Origin of the sequence: Tenacibaculum jejuense, from assembly GCF_900198195.1 — a bacterium.
In the GTDB taxonomy this organism is placed as follows: Bacteria; Bacteroidota; Bacteroidia; order Flavobacteriales; family Flavobacteriaceae; genus Polaribacter; species Polaribacter jejuensis.
This window is the reverse complement of the sequence record NZ_LT899436.1, coordinates 1,222,813-1,244,704: the sequence shown is the minus strand read 5'-3', so window position 1 is coordinate 1,244,704 and position 21,892 is coordinate 1,222,813. Positions and strand designations below refer to the sequence as shown.

Annotated in this window: 14 protein-coding genes; 11 read left to right on the top strand and 3 right to left on the bottom strand. The window is 29.6% G+C overall.

Going from position 1 to position 21,892, the window contains the following annotated elements:
* Positions 1-58 precede the first annotated feature (58 nt).
* The 5 genes from ccsA to AQ1685_RS05715 are packed head-to-tail and all read left to right on the top strand — an operon-like array spanning position 59 to position 8,925.
* Positions 59-3,202, top strand: coding sequence for a cytochrome c biogenesis protein CcsA (gene ccsA, locus AQ1685_RS05735; RefSeq protein WP_095070239.1), 3,144 nt, complete (start codon positions 59-61; stop codon positions 3,200-3,202).
* Positions 3,203-3,255: 53 nt separating this feature from the next.
* Positions 3,256-3,771: a hypothetical protein gene (locus AQ1685_RS05730; protein WP_095070236.1), complete on the top strand. Its 516-nt coding sequence runs from the start codon at positions 3,256-3,258 to the stop codon at positions 3,769-3,771.
* A 56-nt stretch (positions 3,772-3,827) separates the two neighbouring features.
* Positions 3,828-5,726 (top strand): polysaccharide biosynthesis protein, encoded by a 1,899-nt coding sequence (locus tag AQ1685_RS05725; protein WP_095070234.1) that lies wholly within the window; start codon positions 3,828-3,830, stop codon positions 5,724-5,726.
* 30 nt (positions 5,727-5,756) lie between these two features.
* On the top strand, positions 5,757-6,533 hold the full coding sequence (locus tag AQ1685_RS05720; protein WP_095070231.1) for a polysaccharide biosynthesis/export family protein: 777 nt from the start codon (positions 5,757-5,759) through the stop codon (positions 6,531-6,533).
* Between the two features lie 4 nt (positions 6,534-6,537).
* Complete coding sequence (locus AQ1685_RS05715) at positions 6,538-8,925, top strand: GumC family protein (protein WP_231970255.1); 2,388 nt, start codon at positions 6,538-6,540, stop codon at positions 8,923-8,925.
* A gap of 36 nt (positions 8,926-8,961) precedes the next feature.
* Here AQ1685_RS05715 and AQ1685_RS05710 read toward each other — a convergent pair whose 3' ends face one another.
* Positions 8,962-9,702 carry a tyrosine-protein phosphatase gene (locus AQ1685_RS05710; RefSeq protein WP_095070229.1) on the bottom strand — a complete coding sequence of 247 codons (741 nt, stop codon included), beginning with the start codon at positions 9,700-9,702 and terminating at the stop codon, positions 8,962-8,964.
* A gap of 141 nt (positions 9,703-9,843) precedes the next feature.
* Between AQ1685_RS05710 and AQ1685_RS05705 the strand changes: the two genes are divergently transcribed.
* Positions 9,844-10,692 carry an N-acetylglucosamine kinase gene (locus AQ1685_RS05705; protein ID WP_095070227.1) on the top strand — a complete coding sequence of 283 codons (849 nt, stop codon included), beginning with the start codon at positions 9,844-9,846 and terminating at the stop codon, positions 10,690-10,692.
* Here the strand turns inward: AQ1685_RS05705 and AQ1685_RS05700 are convergent.
* Both AQ1685_RS05700 and gldJ read right to left on the bottom strand, forming a co-directional pair.
* Positions 10,689-11,957 (bottom strand): UDP-N-acetylmuramoyl-tripeptide--D-alanyl-D-alanine ligase, encoded by a 1,269-nt coding sequence (locus AQ1685_RS05700; RefSeq protein WP_095070225.1) that lies wholly within the window; start codon positions 11,955-11,957, stop codon positions 10,689-10,691. The two genes, AQ1685_RS05705 and AQ1685_RS05700, sit on opposite strands and share 4 nt — an antisense overlap.
* Positions 11,958-12,018: 61 nt before the next feature.
* Positions 12,019-13,716, bottom strand: a complete 1,698-nt coding sequence (gene gldJ / locus AQ1685_RS05695) for a gliding motility lipoprotein GldJ (protein WP_095070222.1) — start codon at positions 13,714-13,716, stop codon at positions 12,019-12,021.
* A 185-nt stretch (positions 13,717-13,901) separates the two neighbouring features.
* On the opposite strand from gldJ, the gene porU reads away from it, so the two are divergent.
* From porU to guaA, 5 genes are all read left to right on the top strand, one after another.
* Complete coding sequence (porU, locus tag AQ1685_RS05690) at positions 13,902-17,285, top strand: type IX secretion system sortase PorU (protein ID WP_095070220.1); 3,384 nt, start codon at positions 13,902-13,904, stop codon at positions 17,283-17,285.
* Positions 17,286-17,320: 35 nt separating this feature from the next.
* Positions 17,321-18,412, top strand: a complete 1,092-nt coding sequence (porV, locus tag AQ1685_RS05685; protein WP_095070218.1) for a type IX secretion system outer membrane channel protein PorV — start codon at positions 17,321-17,323, stop codon at positions 18,410-18,412.
* Positions 18,413-18,484: 72 nt separating this feature from the next.
* Positions 18,485-18,967, top strand: a complete 483-nt coding sequence (locus AQ1685_RS05680; RefSeq protein WP_095070216.1) for a cytidine deaminase — start codon at positions 18,485-18,487, stop codon at positions 18,965-18,967.
* A gap of 258 nt (positions 18,968-19,225) precedes the next feature.
* On the top strand, positions 19,226-20,290 hold the full coding sequence (locus AQ1685_RS05675) for a 3-oxoacyl-ACP synthase III family protein (protein ID WP_095070214.1): 1,065 nt from the start codon (positions 19,226-19,228) through the stop codon (positions 20,288-20,290).
* 49 nt (positions 20,291-20,339) lie between these two features.
* On the top strand, positions 20,340-21,875 hold the full coding sequence (gene guaA / locus AQ1685_RS05670) for a glutamine-hydrolyzing GMP synthase (protein WP_095070212.1): 1,536 nt from the start codon (positions 20,340-20,342) through the stop codon (positions 21,873-21,875).
* The last annotated feature ends 17 nt before the right edge of the window (positions 21,876-21,892 follow it).

Genomic DNA, 21,892 nt, shown 5'->3' with positions numbered 1-21,892 from the left:
ACAAGCTAATTCCTATAACTTTCCGTAACTTTGCGCAGTTTTATCTACGCAACTTACAATGAAGAAAATCTTAAATATATTATACTCTACTCGTTTAATGGCTGTCTTATTTTTTGTTTTTGCAGCCGCAATGGGAATTGCCACTTTTATTGAAAACGACTTTGGAACTCAAACAGCAAAAAAACTAGTATACAATACTTGGTGGTTTGAAGTTATCATGTTGTTCTTTATCATTAATTTCTTTGGAAATATTTTCAGATATAAATTATTAAGAAAAGAAAAATGGACCGTTTTTATGTTCCATATTGCTTTTCTTTTCATAATTATTGGTGCAGGAATTACTAGATATATCGGTTATGAAGGAATGATGATTATTGATGAAGGAGAATCTACCAATGTTTTCTTGTCAGATGTAAATTATCTTAATGCTACTATAGATGATAATGTTTCTCAAAAAACATATGAAGAAAAATTATTATTATCAGCTTGGGGTAAAAACAGCAAAGACTTCACTTTTAAATTTCAACCTAACAAGAGTAAACCAGCTAATGAAGTTAACTTTAAACTTGTTGATTATATTCCTTGGTCTGAGAAAAAATTAGTTTTAGATGAAAATGGAGTTGAACATTTATTCTTTGTAGAAAGTTCTAGCGGTAGTCGTCACGAACACTACATCAAAAGAGGAACTATTCAAAACATTCACAATATTTTAGTTGGATTTGATGCACCAAACAGAAACGCTAACATTAATTTCTTTTACGAAGGAAAAAGTTTAAAATTTACTTCTAAAGTAGATGGGAATTGGTTACGTATGGCAGATCAAAAACGTGGTCAAATAGTTAAAGATAGTACTCAACATTTTCAATTCTTAACACTTCATAATATTGATGGACTTCAATTTGTAATCCCGCGTCCTGCTGAAAAAGGTGAAATAAAAACTATACGTGGTAAAAAGGATGATAAAAAGTTTGACACTGTAGTTTTCGATATTTCGTGTAATGGAGAAACAAAACAAGTAGAATTTGTAGGAGGTCAATTCAATACCAGTAACAAACAAGATTTAACTATAGGAGGTTTAAACATTAGAGCTTGGTATGGTGCTAAATTATTACAAACTCCATTTAATATAAAACTTAACGATTTTCAACTAGAGAAATACCCAGGATCTGAAACTGCTTCTTCATACGCAAGTGAAGTTTCCGTTATTGATAACAATGATTCTTTCGATTACAGAATTTATATGAATCACATTTTAGATTACAAAGGCTATAAATTCTTTCAAGCAAGTTATAGAAATGAAGGAGAAGCTATTGAACAAACTCACCTTTCTGTAAATCATGATTTTTGGGGAACTTTTGTTACCTACTTAGGATATTCACTTTTATATATTGGTTTAATTTCTATGTTATTTGCTAAACATACTCGATTTGATAGTTTGAAAAAACAACTAAAGAAACTTCAAAACAAAAGAGCCATACTTTTCTTACCATTAGTATTCTCATTCGGATTAACTTTTGGTCAACACGAAACACACAAAAACCTTCTTTCTGAAGAAAAAATAGATAGTATTTTACAAGCAAATAGTGTAGATATAAAACATGCAGATAAGTTCAGTAAAATTGTAATTCAAGATGCTGGAGGAAGAATGAAACCTGCACATACATTTGCATCAGAACTAGTAAGAAAAGTTTCACATTCAGACAGCTTTAAAGGAATGACACCAAGTCAGATATTACTTTCTATGACTGAATATCCACGTTTCTGGTTTCAAGTTCCGTTTATATATCTTGAAAAGGGAAATTATAAAATACGAGAAGCTTTAGATTTACCTAAAGATGCTACGCACGCACGTTTTATTGATTTTTACGATACGAAAGGTAATTCTAAAATCAACAAATTAATTGGTGAAGCACAGAAGAAAAAGATTCAGAATAAATTCGAAAAAGATGTTATCAAAATTGAAAAGCGCTTATGGTTATTAAACCAAGCCATTGGAGGAGGCATTTTAAAAATATATCCTATTCCGAATGATGAAAATAACAAATGGGTTTCACAACCTGAAACTTCTCAAGCTCCTTTTAAAGGTACAGACTCTGTTTTCGTAAAACAATCTTTACCTGTTTATTTACAATTATTACAAGAAGCGAAAAAAACAGACGATTATTCAGAAGCGGGGAAAATATTAGATGGTATTAAAAAATTCCAGAAGAAATATGGTAATGAAGTAATGCCCTCAGACAATAAAATTGATGTAGAAATAGCTTACAATAAAATAAATATATCACAAAAGCTATTTTTATATTATGGCCTATTTGGATTTTTATTAATCACTGTAGTAATTTTTAAAATTTTCTATGATCGTAGATTTATTAAATACATAATAAAAGGCCTTATAGGTATTATAATTTTACTCTTTATAACCCATACAGCTGACTTAATAGCACGTTGGTATATTGCTGGTCATGCTCCATGGAGTAATGCTCATGAAAGTATTGTTTTTGTTTCTTGGGCTTCTATGGTATTCGGATTATTCTTAGGACGAAAATCACCATTAACAATTGGAGCTGCTACTTTTGTTGCCTGCGTTGTTTTAATGTTTGCTTTAGGTAATTGGACTGATCCTGCAATAGCTAACTTACAACCAGTTTTAAATTCTTGGTGGGTAGTTGTACATGTTCCAATTATTGTAGCTAGTTATGGTCCTTTTTCTTTAAGCATGATTTTAGGAGTTGTATCATTATTCTTAATCATTTTCACTAATAAAAATAACAAGAAAAAAATGGATACTCATCTTAAAGAACTTACAATTATTAATGAAATGTCCGCTGTAGTTGGTGTTGTTATGCTTACTGTTGGAAACTTTTTAGGCGGTATGTGGGCTAATGAAAGTTGGGGACGTTACTGGGGTTGGGATCCAAAAGAAACTTGGGCTTTAATATCAATTATTATTTATGCTTTTATTTTGCACATACGCTTAATCCCAGGATTACGAGGAAAATACACCTTTAATTTATGGTCAATTTTAGCTTATTTCTCTATAATCATGACCTTTTTCGGTGTAAATTTCTATTTATCTGGTCTACATTCTTATGCTAGTGGGGATAAAGTTATAACTCCTAATTCAATAATATATTCTATAGTTTTTATTGTTATACTGGGAACTTTTGCTTGGTTCAAAAACAAAAAGTTTTACAAGAAATAATTCCATTTATGTAAGAATAACGTACATTTGTCGCAAAATTAGAAAGAATAAACATGTTTAATAAGAATATAAAATTAGGCTTAGCTTTTTTAACCTTTGCATGGGCCGTATATGAATTTTCTCAAGGTCACATTGGTAATGGTATAGCTATATTAATACTTACAGGAATTTTTATTCTTTTCTATTTTAAAAACGAATTTATTTTACTTGCTTTTTTGAAGTTGAGAACTCAAGATTTCGATGGAGCAAAAAAATGGTTAGGTTACATTAAAAACCCTGAGGCTTCATTAACGCTTAAACAACAGGGGTATTATAACTACCTTCATGGAACAATGCTTTCTCAAACAAATTTAACCCAAGCAGAAAAATTCTTAAAAAAAGCTGTAAAACTTGGGTTGTCGATGGATCATGACATGGCTATGGCTAAATTACAGTTAGCAAGTATAGCTATGTCTAAAAGAAGAAAAAGGGAAGCTACGACATTAGTGAATGAAGCAAAGAAACTTGACAAGCACGGAATGCTTAAGGAGCAAATTCAAATGCTTAAACAACAAATGAAGAGAATTTAAAGCCAAAATTCGTATTATTTAATTAATTGTATCTTTACTCGAATTGATTTTTTTTAATGATTAGAAACTTTCTTTTAAAAGCTCTGAATAAACATGCTTCACATTGGGTAGTGTTGATTATAGATACTGTTTTAGTAGCATTATCTTTTATATTGGCATATACCATAAGATTTGCTTCATTAGACTTTAATGTTTCTAATTTAACTTATCAAATTCCTTTTGTATCATTAATCTCATTGATTAGTTTTTGGCTTGTAGGTTCTAATAAAGGTATTATTAGACATACAGGTACCAGAGATGCTTTTAATGTATTTATAGGTGTTACATTATCATCAATGGGAATAGTTTTTTTTGTAGCTACCAATAATGTTTTTAAGGTTATACCTTGGTTCACTATTCCTAAAACAATAATTCTTATTCATTACTTTATAACAATATTTGTATTAGTTGTTTGTAGATTTATATTCAAAGCTTTTTATGAGATTATATCTTCTGAGTTAAAAGAAATAACTAATGTGATGATCTATGGTGCTGGAGATTCTGGTTTAATAACTTATGGTGCGTTGAACAGAGACACTAGAAATAACTATGAAGTTGTTGGTTTTATTGATGATGATAAAAATAAAGTAGGAAAAAAAATAGATCGTGTTAAAATATATAGCAGATCCCAAATCACTAAAGATTTTGTAGATCATAAAGAAATTGACGAGATCATTTTTTCTATCCAAAATATAAAATCAGAAAGACTTTTATATCTTACTGATAGATTGTTAGAACTTGGTGTGAAACCAAAAATTGTTCCTCCATTCTCTAAATGGATAGGTGGTGATTTTGAAGCTAATCAGATTAAACAAGTTAAAATTGAAGATTTACTTGATAGAAAACCAATTTCAATTGATAATCCTATTGTAAAGAGAGATGTAAATAATAAAGTAATTCTAGTAACAGGTGCTGCAGGGTCTATAGGTAGTGAAATATCCAGACAAATATGCAAGTACAACCATAAACATCTGGTTCTTATTGATCAAGCTGAATCTCCTCTTTATGAAATTCAACAAGAATTAAAGAGAAATGGAATTGAAAACTTTTCTTCTATAGTAGCTGATGTAAGAGATTTAGTAAGAATGGAAGCAGTTTTTAATGAATTTAAACCAGATAAAGTTTATCATGCTGCTGCTTATAAACATGTTCCTTTAATGGAAGAAAGTCCATATGAAGCTATCAAAATAAATATCAAAGGGACTAAAAATATAGCAGATTTATCTGTAAAATATAATGTTGAGAGATTTGTAATGGTATCAACAGATAAGGCTGTAAATCCAACTAATGTAATGGGAGCTACAAAAAGGGTAGCCGAAATGTACATTAGTTGTTTAAGTAATATGAAAACTAATACAAAATTTACTACAACTCGTTTCGGTAATGTATTAGGCTCTAATGGGTCTGTTATTCCTTTATTTAAAAAACAAATTGAAAATGGAGGTCCATTAACTGTTACTCATAAAGATATAACTAGATATTTTATGACAATTCCTGAGGCTTGTCAGTTAGTGATTGAAGCTGGAACTATGGGTGAAGGTGGAGAGATATATATTTTTGACATGGGGAAATCTGTAAAAATATTTGATATTGCTAAAAGGATGATTCATTTATCTGGATTAAAATATCCTGAAGATATAGATATAGAAATTACTGGTTTAAGACCAGGTGAAAAATTATATGAGGAATTACTTGCAAATGGTGAAAACACCACTCCAACATATCATGAAAAAATTATGATAGCTAAAACACAAGATTTAAATGTTGACGACGTTAAAAAAGATATAGAAAACTTGTGCACAGAAAATCTTAAATATATAAATGATCAATCTGTAAAACTCATAAAAAAAATAGTTCCTGAATTTAAATCTAATAATTCAATCTATGAGAAATTAGATGAAAAGATTTTAAATTAAATTTATTACTTTCGCCAAAAAATTTGACAAATGCAAAAAGCTTATAAAGTTGTCTTTTTTATACTTATTTCAAGTATAACATTTACATCTTGCGTTTCTAAGAAAGACATCACATACTTTCAAAATGACCAAATAAATCAAAAAATTGTATCGAACTCTTACAAAACGATATTCAAGCCAGATGATTTATTACAAATAACCATTTCTGCTCTAGATTTTGAATCAGTAAAATCTTTTAACCTTCCTGCAGTTAATTTCGCTACAACTACAGACAGAGCTATTGGAACTCCTCAACAGCAAACATATCTTATAGATAATAATGGTTTTATTGACTTTCCTGTTATAGGTAAATTAAAAATAGGAGGTTTAACTAGGAATGAAGCTATTGAGTTATTAAAAAATAAATTAGATCCAGATTACGTAAAAAATCCCACAATAAATATCAGGATAGCAAACTATACCATCACTGTTTTAGGAGACGTTAGAAGACCTGGAACATACACAATTCCTAATGAAAGAATAACTGTTCTTGAGGCTATAGGTCTTGCAGGTGATTTAAATATTACAGGTAAAAGAAATACTATTAAAGTTATTAGAGAAGTAAATAATGAAAAAATACAATTTGACATTGATTTGAGATCTAACAAAGTTTTTACTTCTCCTGTTTATTACTTACAACAAAATGATCTTGTTTATGTTGATCAAAACAAATCTTCTTCTCAAGATGCTGCATTTAATAGGAACACAGGATTATTTGTTTCAATTGGTTCCATCATAGTTTCTTTAATTGCTGTTTTAACTAGATAATATAATGAACATCCAAAACAATATAGATAATCAGCAAATTAACGATAATGATACAATTAATATTCGTGCTGAAATAGAAAAGTATTTAATTCATTGGAAATGGTTTCTTCTTGGGATCATTTTAAGTTTGGTTTTGGCTTTTATGTACTTAAGATATAGTGCTCCTAAATACTCGGCAAGCACTACTATAATGATAAAAGACAATAAAAAATCAGGAATTTCTGCTGAACTTGCTGCTTTTGAAGATTTAGGAATTATAGGAGGAGGTTCCAGTAATAATCCGGATAATGAAATAGAGATTTTAAAATCAAGAAAGATATTAGGTGATGTAACAAAGAAATTAAAACTTAATACAAAATATATATCTGAAGGTAGAGTAAAAAATTCAGAAATTTATTTGAAATCACCTATTAGCTTTATAGTTGAAGATTCATTACTGTTTCATACATTAGAAAAAACAAAAACATTTTTTGTTAAAATAAAATCTTTAACAGATCTTCAAGTATCCGATGAAGATGGGAATATAATTAATAATGGAACTTTTGACAATACTTTTGAAATAGAGGATATTGGTAATGTTAAAATTGATAAAACAATTTTTTTAGAGGAAGAATATATTGGTAAACAAATTATAATTGTACTCTATCCAACTGATAAAATCATTGATCAATTAATTAAAAATGTAGGTATTGCTCCTATCAACAAAAACTCAAGTGTACTAAGATTAACACTTCAATCTACAGTACTCAAAAAAGCTGAAGATGTTTTAAATGCTATTGTAAATCAATATAATTTAGATGCAATAAAAGATAAAAGTGAAGTATCTAACAAAACTGTTGAATTTATTGATGAAAGGTTAAAAGAGGTTGGTAAAGAATTAGCTAAAGTAGAAGATCAAGTAAAAAACTTCAAGAAAAAGAATAATGTAACTGATATTGAATCAGAAGCTAAATTAGCATTAGAAGTTAGTACTGCTACTAGACAGAAAATAATAGACACTAATGTTGAACTCAACATTATAAAGTCATTAAAAAAACAACTAAACAAGCCTGAAGGTACTTTGCCTCCAAATCTAGGCTTAAAAGATTTAAATATAGCTAAATCTATAAATGAATATAACAACCTATTAATAACTAAAAATAGATTATTAAAGAGTGCAGGAAGTAAGAACTCAGCAATAATTGAAATTCAATCTAATATTGATAACCTAAAAGAAGCAATAAGAGTAAGTTTAGATAATCAAGAAAAAGCTGTTCAATTTAGTTTAAGTAATTTAAATAGAGAAGCAAGAATAACAAATTCTAAAATATCTTCTATACCTGTTAAGGAAAGAGAATTTTTAGATATTGCAAGAAACCAAGAAATTATAGCTACTCTATATTCTTATTTACTTCGTAAAAGAGAAGAAACTGCTATATCTTTAGCGGTAACGGTAGACAATGCTAAAATTATAGATAAAGCATATGGTTCAGATATACCAGTATCTCCTAAAAAGAAAATTATCTTTTTAGCTGCTATATTATTAGGAGCTATTATTCCTTTCATTATAATATATCTTAGAGATTTACTAGATACTAAAGTACATACAAAGAGAGATATACAAGAATTAACTTCAGTTCCTTTTATTGGTGACGTACCTCATAATGAAACGAGTCAAAAAATAGTAGTTAATACAGATGCTAGATCAAGTACAGCTGAAGCATTTAGATTAATTCGTACTAATTTGGATTTCATGTTGTCTAATACGAAAACTGAAAACGGTAAAACTATTTTTATCACCTCAACTACAAGTGGTGAAGGAAAGTCATTTATTTCTATAAATCTAGCTGCTACATTAGCGCTATCAGGAAAAAAAGTAGTATTAGTTGGTATGGATCTACGTGCTCCTAAAGTAACAGAATATTTAGGTATACCTGATAGAAAAGGAATCACAAACTATATTACTAATGATAAATTATCCTTAGATGAATTAAAGTTTAGAGTACCTGAACTTAGAGATTTAGATATTATAGCTTCTGGAGTGATACCTCCAAATCCAGCTGAATTATTGATGTCTGACAGAGTTCAACAACTATTTGATGAATTAACTACTAGTTACGATTATGTTTTAGTAGATACAGCTCCAGTTAACTTAGTTACAGATACACTTCTAATAGCTAAATACGCTAATGTATTCTTATATATAACTAGAGCAAATTATTTAGACAAAAGACTTTTAACTGTACCTGACACTTTATATAAAGAGGAAAAACTACCTAATATGGCTATCGTTTTAAATGATACTGATATGAGTAGAGGATATGGATATGGTTACGGATATGGTTATGGTTATGGATACGGAAATGTTGAGGAAACCAAAAAACCATGGTATAAAAGAATATTTAATAACTAAATAAAAAAGGATGAACATATGTTCATCCTTTTTTATTTAGTGTAAAAATCTACTATTATTTTGTAGTAAGTTTTCTATCTTCTTGTAATTTTTCTTAGTTCCAATTTTCTGAAGTAAACGTAAATGATTTTCATGATGTGTGTCTGTACCAACGAAATCATATAAATTTTCTTTTATTAATTTTTCCGCAGTATTTTTTACTCCTTTACCATACTGTTCCGTAAGTGATAATAAATTCAATTGAAATAAACAACCAGCTTTTTTTAGTTTATAAAAATTTTGAAAATCGTTGTGGTAAAATATATATCGTTCTGGATGAGCTAATACCGGTTTATAACCTTTAAGCTGTATTTCAAATAAAATATCATATAAATTATATGGAGCATTGAAATACGACATCTCAACTAATACATAATTATCTTTCAATGTTAATATATCTTCGTTAGCTAGCAATTCAGAAAATTTTTCATCCATCATATATTCAGCCGCACAATTAATAAATATATCATCATTACCAGATTTCACTAATGCTTCCCTTACCTCATTTAATTTAAGTTTTATTATTTCTGTTGTATTTGGATATACGTCACCTAAAACATGTGGCGTAGTAATAAAATTCTTAATCCCGTAAGATCTCATTTTTGATATTAATGATAATGTGTGTTCAATATTCTTTGCACCGTCATCAATTCCTGGAAGTAAATGTGAATGTATATCTGTAAAACTATCATTAAAAAATGTAGTTAATGGTATACTCTTTTCTTTTAAAAAAAACATAATGTATATTATAAACTATGTAAAATTAAAGTATTTCATCAAAAATTCAACTTTTATTTCGACGAAAACGTTTGAAATTTTTTAGCCTATTGTATATACAGATTGGAACATATATATTTGATTTAAACATCAACTATAACAATGATTTTAATAGCAGACGGAGGTTCAACTAAAGCTGATTGGATAGCTTTAGATAATAATAAAAATGAAGTATTTAGAGTACGAACTTTAGGATTAAATCCTGCAGTAGTTCAAGAAGATGAACTCAAAAATCGTATTGTAAATATGTTTCAATTAATAAATATCAAAGATGAAGTTAGTGAAATTCATTTTTATGGAGCTGGGTGTGGAACACCAAAACCTGTTCAGATTCTTCATAAAGTAATGAAAGAAATATTTATTAATGCTGAAATTAACATAGCCGAAGATATGTTAGCTGCCGTATATGCTGCTTCTGGTAAAGAACCTGCAATTGTATGTATCTTGGGCACTGGCTCAAATAGTTGTTACTTTAATGGAAAAGAATTAGAAATGATAGCTGCATCCTTAGGATATTCTATAATGGATGAAGCTAGTGGTAATTATTTTGGTAAAAAATTGATTAGAGATTATTATTACAATCAAATGCCAAAACAAATAGCAAAAAAATTCTCAAATGAGTTTAATTTAGATGCAGACCACATTAAATATAACCTATACAAGCAACCTAATCCAAATATGTACTTAGCTACATTTGCAAAATTCATGTTTGACTTTAAAGAGGAAAAATATATTAAAAAAACGATCAAAAAAGGTTTTGAAGAGTTTTTTAAGTATAGGGTTTTACCTTATAAAAAAGATAAGTCTACTCCTATTTACTTCATAGGGTCTATAGCTTATTATTTTGGAGATATTCTAGAAAAAGTTTCTAAAAAATATGATCTTGAAGTTACTGGTGTAATACAGAGACCTATAGATAAATTACTTGATTATCATAAAGCAAATATTTAATTTAAAAAATTTAAGGTTCTTTCTAAAGCCATTCCTCTAGAGCCTTTAATTAAAATATTACTATCATTTATATCATATTGAATTAAATAATCTTTGAAGTTTTCAAAATTTGAAAACTTCAAATTATTTGATTCAATATCTGTTTGATAAAAGTGTTCTCCGATTAAAAAAACTTTTTGAAATGATAAAGAGTTTGATAAATCTACTATCTCTTGATGTTCTTTATTACTTGTATCACCTAATTCGAACATATCTCCTAGAATGACAACTTTATTTTTACCATTTGAGAGTTGTTGATCAAAACTTTCCAAAGCTGCCCGCATACTTGTAGGATTTGCATTATAAGCATCTAAGACAACATCATTAGAACCTATTTTTAGCACTTGAGATCTATTATTTTCTGAAATATAACTCTCTATAGCTTTTTTAATTTTTTCGTCAGAAATTCCGAAGTATTTACCAATTGTTATAGCACATGCTATATTATTGTAATTATACTTTCCAATTAAATTCGTTTGAATATTAATAGCATTCAAACGAACATTAACATTAGGACTTGCACTTACAAAAGATATACTATTTTCTAAGAAAATCACATTAGCATTTTTTGTCTTTTCAACTTGAATTGGGTCATATTGATTAACAAATATTTTTTTATGATTGGAAATTAAAAAATCGTACAACTCAGATTTGGCCTCAATAACTCCTTCAACTGAACCGAATCCTTCCAAATGTGCTTTACCAAAATTCGTTATATATCCATAGTCTGGTTCTGCAATAGTTGATAAAAACGCTATTTCTTTATGATGGTTTGCTCCCATTTCTACTATTCCAATTTCAGTCTTTGGAGTCATAGATAGTAACGTTAATGGAACACCGATATGATTATTTAAATTTCCTTTAGTAGCATTAGTGATAAATTTTTCTTTTAAGACAATATTTATTAGCTCCTTTGTTGTTGTTTTACCATTACTACCAGTTAAAGATATAATAGGTATATTTAATTTTTTACGATGAAAATTTGAAAGCTCTTGGAGCGTTTTTAACACATCATCTACTACTATAATACTTTCACTTGTTTTATATTTTTCTTCATCCACTACACAATATAATGCTCCTTTACTCAAAGCTTCTTCAGCAAACTTATTTCCATTAAAATTTGCTCCTTTCAATGCAAAAAAGATTGTATTTTTTCTGATATTTCTAGTATCAGTATCCACTAAATAGTGTTGACTATATAAATTGTAAAGTGCTTCTATATTCATAGTGTAAAAATAAAAAAACCTCACTTAAAAAGTGAGGTTTTATATTTTATATAAATTCAATTTATCTTCTTGAATAACTATATCTTGGTGTAGCGGTCTTTTTCTGATCTCTTACCATTGGACCAACTTTGTCTGTAGCACATCTAAAACCAATAAAGTTTGTAGAGATATATTCTGGGAAATATCTTCTTTGAGCTGGATCTAACCAATATTCTCTATCTGCCCATGAACCTCCTTTATAAACTCTAGTCTTATTACTGATTAAAGTAGTTCTTCTCTTTTTATCATACTCTAAATTAGATATGATATTACCTAAAGTATCTCTTTCAGCTTCAGGCCTAATTGGAGAATCATACATTCTTGGAACTCTTTGATCTTTATCTGCATCAAAATCTTTAGTAGATTTCTTATCACCATCATTTAAATCAGAATTATCAGCAAAAGAATAATTTCTTCTCATGTATGTATCATCTTTTGTAATAGGAATATATTTTATAGTTCCAGGTAGCGCTTTTGGTACTATACTTCCATTTACAAGAGTATCAATTTCTACTTCACTATCATCTACAATAACAACTTTACCATTTTCATCAATTAATTTCTTTGTGTAAATATTACCTCTAAAATAATTGAAATCGTTTGCTTCAGAATCTACTAAAGGTCTATAAACATCAGAAACCCATTCTGCAACGTTACCTGACATATCATATAATCCAAAAGCATTTGGTGGATAACTTCTTACTGCATTTGGAATATCTGCACCATCATTACTCCAACCTGCAATTCCACTATAGTTACCTTTACCTTGCTTAAAGTTAGCTAACTGATCTCCTCGCTTAGATCTAGATCTGTTTCTAGTGTACTTACCACTCCATGCATATTTCTTTCTACCTCTAATATTATTATATTCTCTGTTTTCAAAAATAGCTTTTGCAGCATATTCCCATTCTGTTTCAGTTGGTAATCTAAATTTTTGAGATAAAATACCATCAGACGAAGTAACTTGTCTACCAGTAAAAGCTCCTTTTTCTGGTTTTGGCTCTCCTTTCTTTCTAGGAACTGGTATTCCTTTTTTGTAGATAGTAGAATCACCATCAAATAAAACATATGGATCTGTTAAATATACGTCAGTGTCAAAGTTATTTCTACCTCTAAACTCTAAAGAATCTTCTTTGAAAATATTTGTAATAACACCTTTATCCATTAAAATCTTAAGGTTAACAGCATTAGTTCTCCATTTACAATATTGATTCGCTTGTATCCAAGTTACACCAACTACAGGATAATCTGAATAAGCTGGGTGTCTTAAGTAACTCTCAGAAAGTAAGTTTGTGTTACCTAAACCTTTCCTCCATACCAAAGTATCTGGTAATACTGAAGGATATATGTGTTTGAATTGTGGATCAGATGGAGGGAAAACATCTTTAGTATATTGCATAAATAAACTATACTCTGAGTTAGTTACCTCTGCTTCATCCATGAAAAAAGAACGAACATGCATTTGTTTTGGTGTAGTATTCCAATCAAACATTACATCATCCTGAACTAATCCCATAGTAAAAGTTCCACCTTCAATGTGTACCATTCCTGAAGGAGTGTTTACATCTTTAAAATCTCCTTTCACATAGTTTCCGTAGCTAGGATCATTAAAATTCCATCCTGTTAGAGAAGATTTACTAGAGCTTCTTCTTGAACTATTACAAGAAAAAATCATAGTGGAGATAACTAGTAAACCTAATAATTTTAACGTACTTTTCATGTATTAACTTCTTTTTTTAGGGTCTGCCAATTTACAACATTTAAAATTCATATTTATTATATAAATATAATAATTTTGAATTATTAATGAATACTAAATCTTAACGATTGTTTTTTAACTTTATTATATTAATCTTGTAAAATGAATACTAACCTATAAAAGGTCTCGTTATATTAGAACATTTCATGAGAAAAAAGTCACTTTTTATTCTAATTTTTTACACTGTTTGCTTAATCAGTCAAACAAGAAATTCTGTACTATCTACAGGAGAATGGTATAAATTTTCAATAGATACCACCGGTGTATTCAAAATAGACGCTAATTTTTTATCTAGCTTAGGTATTAATATCAATACAGTCAATCCCAAAAATATTAAAATATATGGAAATGGCGGAAATTTATTACCCGAATTAGCTTCTGATTTTAGATATAACGATCTTCAAGAAAATTCTATACTTGTAAAAGGAGAAGATGACAATCAATTCAATGGCGATGATTTCATCTTATTTTATGGTGTTGGTCCGCATAGTTGGAATGTAGACATTAATAACGAAACAGCTAGTCACATTCAAAATATATACTCTGACAAAGCTTACTACTTTATTAATATATCTGACTCACCAGGAAAGAGAATCACAAGCACTTCGAATATAACAAATCCAGCTACCATAAATATTACAGAGTTTGACGATTATATCTTTTATGAATTAGAAGAAACAAACATATTAGCCGTTGGTAGACTTTGGTTTGGAGAAAACTTTAGTATAAATTCTAATCAAACTTTTAATTTACCCTTCAATAATATTGTTCCTGGTTCAAATATTAAAGCCACAGTAACAGCTGTTACACAATCGAGTATTACCTCTAATATGAATATTACTGTCAATGGTGGAAATTTACCTACGATAAACTTCCCTCCTGTGGCAAATTCGTCATCTTCAGGTTTAGCAAGATATGGATCAAGTACAGGTAATGTTATAGGTACAAACGATAATAGTATCAATATTTCATACAACAACAACGGTAATCCTTCCGCCAATGCCTTTTTAGATTACATAGAGATTATTGGTAAAAAGCAATTAGTTGTAAACAACAAGCAATTCGCTTTCAGAAGTTTTAATCAAGCTAAAAGTACAGATGTTGTCTCTTTCGAAATACAAAACTCGAATAACATATCTGCGCTTTGGGATGTTTCAGATCCTTTGAATCCTAAAATTATTTCTAACGAAAATACTTCATCCGCAAACTTTTCCTTTAAAGCTTTAGGTGGTAATTTAAATGAATATGTAATTTTAAATGAAAACGATTATTTTTCTCCAGAAAGGATAAATAATTCCTCTGTTAGAAACCAGAATCTACAAGCGTTAACCGATATTGAGTATTTGATTATTACTAATAATGAACTAATGAACCAAGCACAACGCTTGGCTGATTACCATCAGGAAAACTCTAACTTAAATACAAAAGTCATAAATGTTCTAGACATTTATAATGAATTTTCGTCAGGTTCACCTGATATAGTTGGGATTCGCGATTTCATAAAATATTTACATGATACTAGTACTAGAAAATTACAATATGTTTGTTTCTTTGGTGATTCTTCTTATGATTTTAAAGACAGAGTTACTGGTAATAATAATATTGTGCCTACTTTTCATGCTGAGGAAAGTTTTGATCTAGTTGCTTCTTATGTTACAGATGATTTTTTTGTAATGATTGATGATGATGACGGTAGAATGCGACCTACTGATAATATTGATATTACTTCTGGTAGAATTCCTGTTTCTACTACTCAAGAGGCTAATGATGTTATCAATAAAATTTTAAGTTATTATGAAACTAATGCTTTTGGTGATTGGCGAAACAATATTGCTTTAATTGCTGATGATATAGATGAAAATTCAGATAGATCATTACAATCTGGATTAGAGGAAGTGGCTGATAGTATAAAAAAATACAAGCCTATTCTCAACATCAATAAAATTTATGCCGATGCATTTAAACAAGAAACCTCTTCAGGTGGTGAACGCTACCCTGATGTAAAAAATGCTATTACGAATGCCATGGAAAAAGGTGTTCTAGCGTTTGATTATTTTGGTCATGGTGGTGAAGACGGACTTGCTCTAGAGCGTATTTTAGAAATTCCTCAAATCCAAGGTTTCAACAACTTCAACACCTTACCTTTATTTATAACCGTTACATGTGAGTTCTCAAGATTTGACAATCCGTTAAGAGATACAGCTGGTGAACAACTATTTTTAAATCCAAATGGTGGAGCTGTGAGTATGATTACAACGACACGTGATGTTTTTATATTCTTAGGTGAGGCTTTTAATAAAGAGCTAGCAAAATATGTTTTTGATTTTGATAATTCTGATGATAGTATTGCAGCAAACCTTATTAAAACTAAAAATGAAACCTCTAGTAATCAACGTTTTTTCATTTACTATTTTGGAGATCCAGCTATGAAATTGGCAATTCCTAAACCTGATGTTAGAATAACCAAAGTTAATGATGTTGATATTACACAACCTGTAGATGCGTTAAAAGCATTGTCTAGAATTAAACTAGAAGGAATTGTTAGTGATAACACAGGAAACCCTTTAACTAATTTTAATGGAATTGTTTTTACCACAATCTTTGACAAACCTATTGATAAAACTACTTTAGATAATGATGGATTTGGTATTGTAAATACTTTCGATTCTCAAGAAAGTAAAATATTTAGAGGAAAATCTTCTGTTGAAAATGGTCGATTCGAATTTGAGTTTATTGTTCCTAAAGACATCAAAATAACAGATGGTAAAGGTAAAATAAGTCTGTACGCTCAAAGTGAAAATGAAGATAAAGCGGGGGTTAATTTTGATGTTACGGTTGGTGGTATAAATGAAAATGCTCCTGAAGACAATACTGGTCCAGAACTTAGGGCCTTTATGAACGACGAGTCATTTATAGACGGCGGTACCACAAACTCCTCTCCTAACCTTATTATAAAATTAGCAGACATCAGTGGTATAAACACATCTATAACAGCTGTTGATCATGATATTGTAGCAATTTTAGATGGAAATGAATCTGAACCTTTTATTCTGAATGACTTTTATGAAACTGAACTAAATGATTTTACCAAAGGCGAAGTAAACTTTAAGTTTAGAGATTTATCTGTAGGAATTCATACTTTAAAAATAAAAGCTTGGGATACCTATAATAATTCTTCTGAAATCACGTTAAGCTTTGAGGTAATTAGTGATACAGAACTCACGTTAGAAAATGTATTAAATTATCCTAATCCATTTACAAACTATACTGAGTTTTGGTTCAACCATAATAAACCAAATGAACCTTTGAATGTTCAAGTACAAATATTCACAGTTTCAGGAAAACTTATTAAAACTATTAATCAAACAGTACAAACTAATGGAGGATTATCAAGATCAATAACTTGGAATGGTTTAGATGATTTTGGTAATAAAATAGGAAAAGGTGTTTACGTATATAAAATTAAAGTTACGTCCTCTGTTAATAATTTAACTTCAGAGAAATACGAGAAGTTAGTTATCCTACAATAAAATCATATATTTGTCAAAATAATGTTAAAATCAAAATGAAAAAAATACTATTACTAACCTTAGCTATTTCTATCACGGGATTAAAACTAAACGCCCAATTAGACTCCCGAGCAATTACTACTGCAGTTCCTTTCTTACAAATTAATTCAGACGCAAGAGCTGGTGGTATGGGAGATATTGGAGTAGCAACATCTTCAGATGCATTTTCACTATATCATAACCCTGCAAAAATTGCTTTCAATAGTAATAAATTAAGTATAGGAGCTAGTTATGTTCCTTGGTTAAGAAATTTAACTGATGATATTTTTGCTGGTAATTTATCTGTAATTAATAGATTTAACGAGAATAGTGCTTGGGGTGCAGACTTAAAGTTATTTTCATTAGGTAGAATTGATTTAACAAACGGAGATGGTTCTAGTAATGGTAGTATTAACCCTACTGAACTTGCAATTTCTGGTTATTATTCATTAAAGTTGAGTGAAAAATTCTCTATGGCTGTTGGTCTTAAATACATTAACTCTAATTTAGATGTTGATAGTACTTTAGAAGCAGTAAATTCATTTGCTGTAGATATTGCTGCTTATTATCAATCAGACGAACAAAACTATGGTACTTTTAATGGACGATATAGAATTGGTTTAAATGTTGCCAACATAGGACCAAAAGTAGAATACACTCCTGGCGAAGAGAACTTTATTCCAACAATAGCTAAATTAGGTGGTGGTTTTGACTTTATTTTTGATGATTTCAATACTTTAGGTGTTAATTTAGAATTCAGAAAGTTATTAGTGCCTTCAAGTGGTACGCAATCAGATAGAGGATGGTTTGAAGGAATGTTTACTTCATTACTAGATCGTAGCTTTAGCGAAGAATTACAAGAAGTTAACTGGTCTTTAGGTGCTGAATATTTATACAATAATGCTTTTGCAGTACGTGCTGGATACTTTAATGAAAGTGAAGTAAAAGGAAATAGAAAATTCTTTACTATGGGTGCAGGTTTTACAGCTAATGCTTTTAACGTAGATTTATCTTATTTGATTAATGTATCAGATGTAAATAACCCATTAGAAAATACCTTACGTTTTTCAATATCATTTGATTTAGGTGAGATTTACGAAGATTATTAGTATCTTTCGTATATAAAATATTTAAAAAGCAGTCTAACGACTGCTTTTTTTAGCTAGTAAAGAATCGTATTTATGAAAAAAATTAATTTTTCTTCTGAAGCAATTATTTATGATGATGTTTCAGAGTTAAGTAAAGAAGACCAAGAAATTATAAAAGAAGCAAACATCGCTAAGGGAAAATCCTATGCACCATATTCTCAATTTAATGTTGGTGCTGCTATCTTATTAGAAAATGGCGTTATTATTCATGGTAGTAATCAAGAAAGTGCTGCTTATCCTTCTGGAATGTGTGCAGAACGTGTAGCTGTTTGGAAAGCAGGCTCTGAATATCCTAATGTAAAAATCTTAAAACTAGCTATTGTAGCTTCTTCAAAAACCACTGTAGTTGATAAACCTGTTGGTCCTTGTGGTGCGTGCAGACAGACTTTATTAGATTATGAAGTAAATCAAAAAGCTCCTTTTGAAGTTATTTTTATGGGAGAAGTAGGAAAAATAATTAAAACAGAATCTTTAGTTTCTTTATTACCTTTCTCATTCGATAGCAGCTATTTATAATTATTCATTAACATAGGTTAATTTTTGTCATTTTTATAATAAAAACAATAAAAAAAGATATAATCAATAAAAAATAAGGATTTTCGCAAAAAACCATTTTATCAAATATACATTTTAAAAGTGTTAAAATTGTTAATTTGTAAAAATTACAGCCTTAAAATACGAATCTAACAAAAATAAAATTTCACTTTCAATTTAAATAGGTTTCCTAAAACAAAACCTGTTTATTTGTTGTTACCCTAAATATAAATTTTAGCAATGAAGGCAGTTATAACAGGAACAGGATGCTATATTCCAACGGTAAAAAAGGAGAACGATAAATTTATTTCAAATGAATTTTTAAATGCAGATGGTACACCATTTAATTCTTGTAATACAGAAATCATTGATAAGTTTAAATCTATAACAGGGATTTTAGAAAGGAGATATGCCGAAAATAATTATACTGCATCTGATCTTGGTTACTTCGCCGCTAAAAATGCGATTGAGAATGCTAATATAGATGCTGAAAGTATCGATTATATAATTGTAGCTCATAATTTTGGTGATGTAAAAAAAACAGGAATACAAAGTGATATTATTCCGAGTTTAGCGACGAGGATAAAACATTCACTACAAATCCAAAATCCAAATTGTGTTGCATACGATATATTATTCGGTTGTCCTGGTTGGATTGAAGGTGTTATACAAGCACAGGCATTTATAAAAGCAGGTATTGCTAAAAAAGTCCTGGTCATAGGAACAGAAACTTTATCTAGAGTTATAGATGAGAATGATCGTGATTCTATGATTTATAGTGATGGAGCTGGAGCTTGTATTGTAGAAAGTATAGATACTGATGTAGAAAATGGCATTTTAGGACACGCTACGCAAACGTTTTCTAAAGATGAAGCTTACCACCTATTCTTTGGGAACTCTTATGATCAAAGTAAAGATGAAAATGTACGTTACATTAAGATGCATGGTAGAAAAATTTATGAATTTGCTTTAACTCATGTTCCTAAAGCTATGAAAACTGCACTAGATAAAAGTAATGTTGATATTGATGATTTGAAAAAAGTTTTTATACATCAAGCAAACGAAAAAATGGATGAGGCCATAATAAAACGTTTCTATCGACTTTATAAGAAACCCGTTCCGAAAGATATTATGCCAATGATTATCCATGAATTAGGAAATAGTTCTGTAGCTACAGTACCTACACTATTAGACTGGGTTCTTAAAGATAAAATAGAAGGTCATAATCTAAAAAAAGGAGATATTTTCATGATGGCATCTGTTGGTGCAGGTATGAATATCAATGCAATAGTATATCGTTATTAAAAAGTGAAAAATTCATGCAAAAATAAAAATCAAACTATTATTTTTGCGGATGCAACAACACAACGTATTAATATTAGATTTTGGTTCGCAATACACTCAATTAATTGCGCGTAGAGTAAGAGAGTTGAATATTTACTGTGAAATTCATCCTTACAATAAAATTCCACAAAACTTAAACGATTTTAAAGCTGTAATCTTATCAGGAAGTCCATCTTCTGTTCGTTCAGAAGAAGCACCTCATCCAGATTTATCAGAAATTAGAGGCAAAAAACCTTTATTAGCTGTATGTTATGGTGCACAATATTTAGCACATTTTTCTGGTGGTTTAGTAGCTCCATCAAATACAAGAGAGTATGGTAGAGCTAATTTATCATTCATAAAAGATGGAGAGCAATTCTTAAATGGTATTTCTGAAGGAAGCCAAGTTTGGATGAGTCACTCAGATACGATTAAAGAACTACCTGAAAATGCTGTTTTACTTGCAAGTACTAAGGATGTAGAAAATGCTGCATATAAAATTGAAGGTGAAACTACTTTTGCTATTCAGTTCCATCCAGAAGTTTACCATTCAACAGATGGTACGTTATTATTAAAAAACTTCTTGGTTGATATTGCTAACATCGAGCAAAATTGGACTCCAAATTCTTTTGTTGAATCAACAGTTTCTGACTTAAAAGAGAAAATTGGAGACGATAAAGTAATATTAGGTCTTTCTGGAGGTGTAGATTCTACAGTTGCTGGAGTTTTATTACACAAAGCAATCGGTGACAACTTACACTGTATTTTCGTAAATAATGGATTATTGAGAAAAGATGAGTTTAAAAGTGTACTTCAGCAATACGAAGGCATGGGATTAAACGTTAAAGGTGTAGATGCTTCTGAAAGATTCTTAAATGCTTTAGAAGGAATTAGTGATCCAGAAACTAAAAGAAAAACAATAGGTAGGGTATTTATCGAAGTTTTTGATGATGAAGCAGCTAAAGTTGAAAATGCAAAATGGCTAGCACAAGGAACTATTTATCCAGACGTAATTGAATCTGTTTCAGTAAATGGAGGTCCTTCAGCAACAATAAAAAGTCATCATAATGTTGGTGGATTACCGGACTTTATGAAACTACAAGTTGTTGAGCCATTACGAATGATTTTTAAAGATGAAGTTAGACGTGTTGGAGCTTCTATGGGAATTGACAAAGAACTATTAGGTAGACACCCTTTCCCTGGACCAGGTTTAGCAATAAGAATCTTAGGAGATATTACTTCAGAAAAAGTTCGTATTTTGCAAGAAGTTGATGCCATTTTTATAAATGGATTAAAAGAATACGGATTGTATGACAAAGTATGGCAAGCTGGTGCAATCTTATTACCTGTGAACTCTGTTGGAGTAATGGGAGATGAAAGAACATATGAAAAGGTAGTAGCTTTGAGAGCTGTTGAAAGTACAGATGGTATGACAGCCGACTGGGTAAATTTACCTTATGAGTTCTTACAAAACATATCGAATAAAATAATTAATAATGTGAAAGGTGTAAATAGAGTAGTTTACGATATTAGTTCTAAACCACCTGCAACAATAGAATGGGAATAATCATACGAAGCAGTAAT

Bases quoted from the DNA above. Each gene is read 5' to 3' on its own strand.
- porV (WP_095070218.1), top strand. From the start codon at position 17,321: ATGAAAAAAATACTATTACTAACCTTAGCTATTTCTATCACGGGATTA.
- guaA (WP_095070212.1), top strand. From the start codon at position 20,340: ATGCAACAACACAACGTATTAATATTAGATTTTGGTTCGCAATACACT.
- AQ1685_RS05705 (WP_095070227.1), top strand. From the start codon at position 9,844: ATGATTTTAATAGCAGACGGAGGTTCAACTAAAGCTGATTGGATAGCT.
- AQ1685_RS05680 (WP_095070216.1), top strand. From the start codon at position 18,485: ATGAAAAAAATTAATTTTTCTTCTGAAGCAATTATTTATGATGATGTT.
- AQ1685_RS05730 (WP_095070236.1), top strand. From the start codon at position 3,256: ATGTTTAATAAGAATATAAAATTAGGCTTAGCTTTTTTAACCTTTGCA.
- gldJ (WP_095070222.1), bottom strand. From the start codon at position 13,716: ATGAAAAGTACGTTAAAATTATTAGGTTTACTAGTTATCTCCACTATG.
- porU (WP_095070220.1), top strand. From the start codon at position 13,902: ATGAGAAAAAAGTCACTTTTTATTCTAATTTTTTACACTGTTTGCTTA.
- AQ1685_RS05720 (WP_095070231.1), top strand. From the start codon at position 5,757: ATGCAAAAAGCTTATAAAGTTGTCTTTTTTATACTTATTTCAAGTATA.
- ccsA (WP_095070239.1), top strand. From the start codon at position 59: ATGAAGAAAATCTTAAATATATTATACTCTACTCGTTTAATGGCTGTC.
- AQ1685_RS05700 (WP_095070225.1), bottom strand. From the start codon at position 11,957: ATGAATATAGAAGCACTTTACAATTTATATAGTCAACACTATTTAGTG.
- AQ1685_RS05725 (WP_095070234.1), top strand. From the start codon at position 3,828: ATGATTAGAAACTTTCTTTTAAAAGCTCTGAATAAACATGCTTCACAT.
- AQ1685_RS05710 (WP_095070229.1), bottom strand. From the start codon at position 9,702: ATGTTTTTTTTAAAAGAAAAGAGTATACCATTAACTACATTTTTTAAT.
- AQ1685_RS05715 (WP_231970255.1), top strand. From the start codon at position 6,538: ATGAACATCCAAAACAATATAGATAATCAGCAAATTAACGATAATGAT.
- AQ1685_RS05675 (WP_095070214.1), top strand. From the start codon at position 19,226: ATGAAGGCAGTTATAACAGGAACAGGATGCTATATTCCAACGGTAAAA.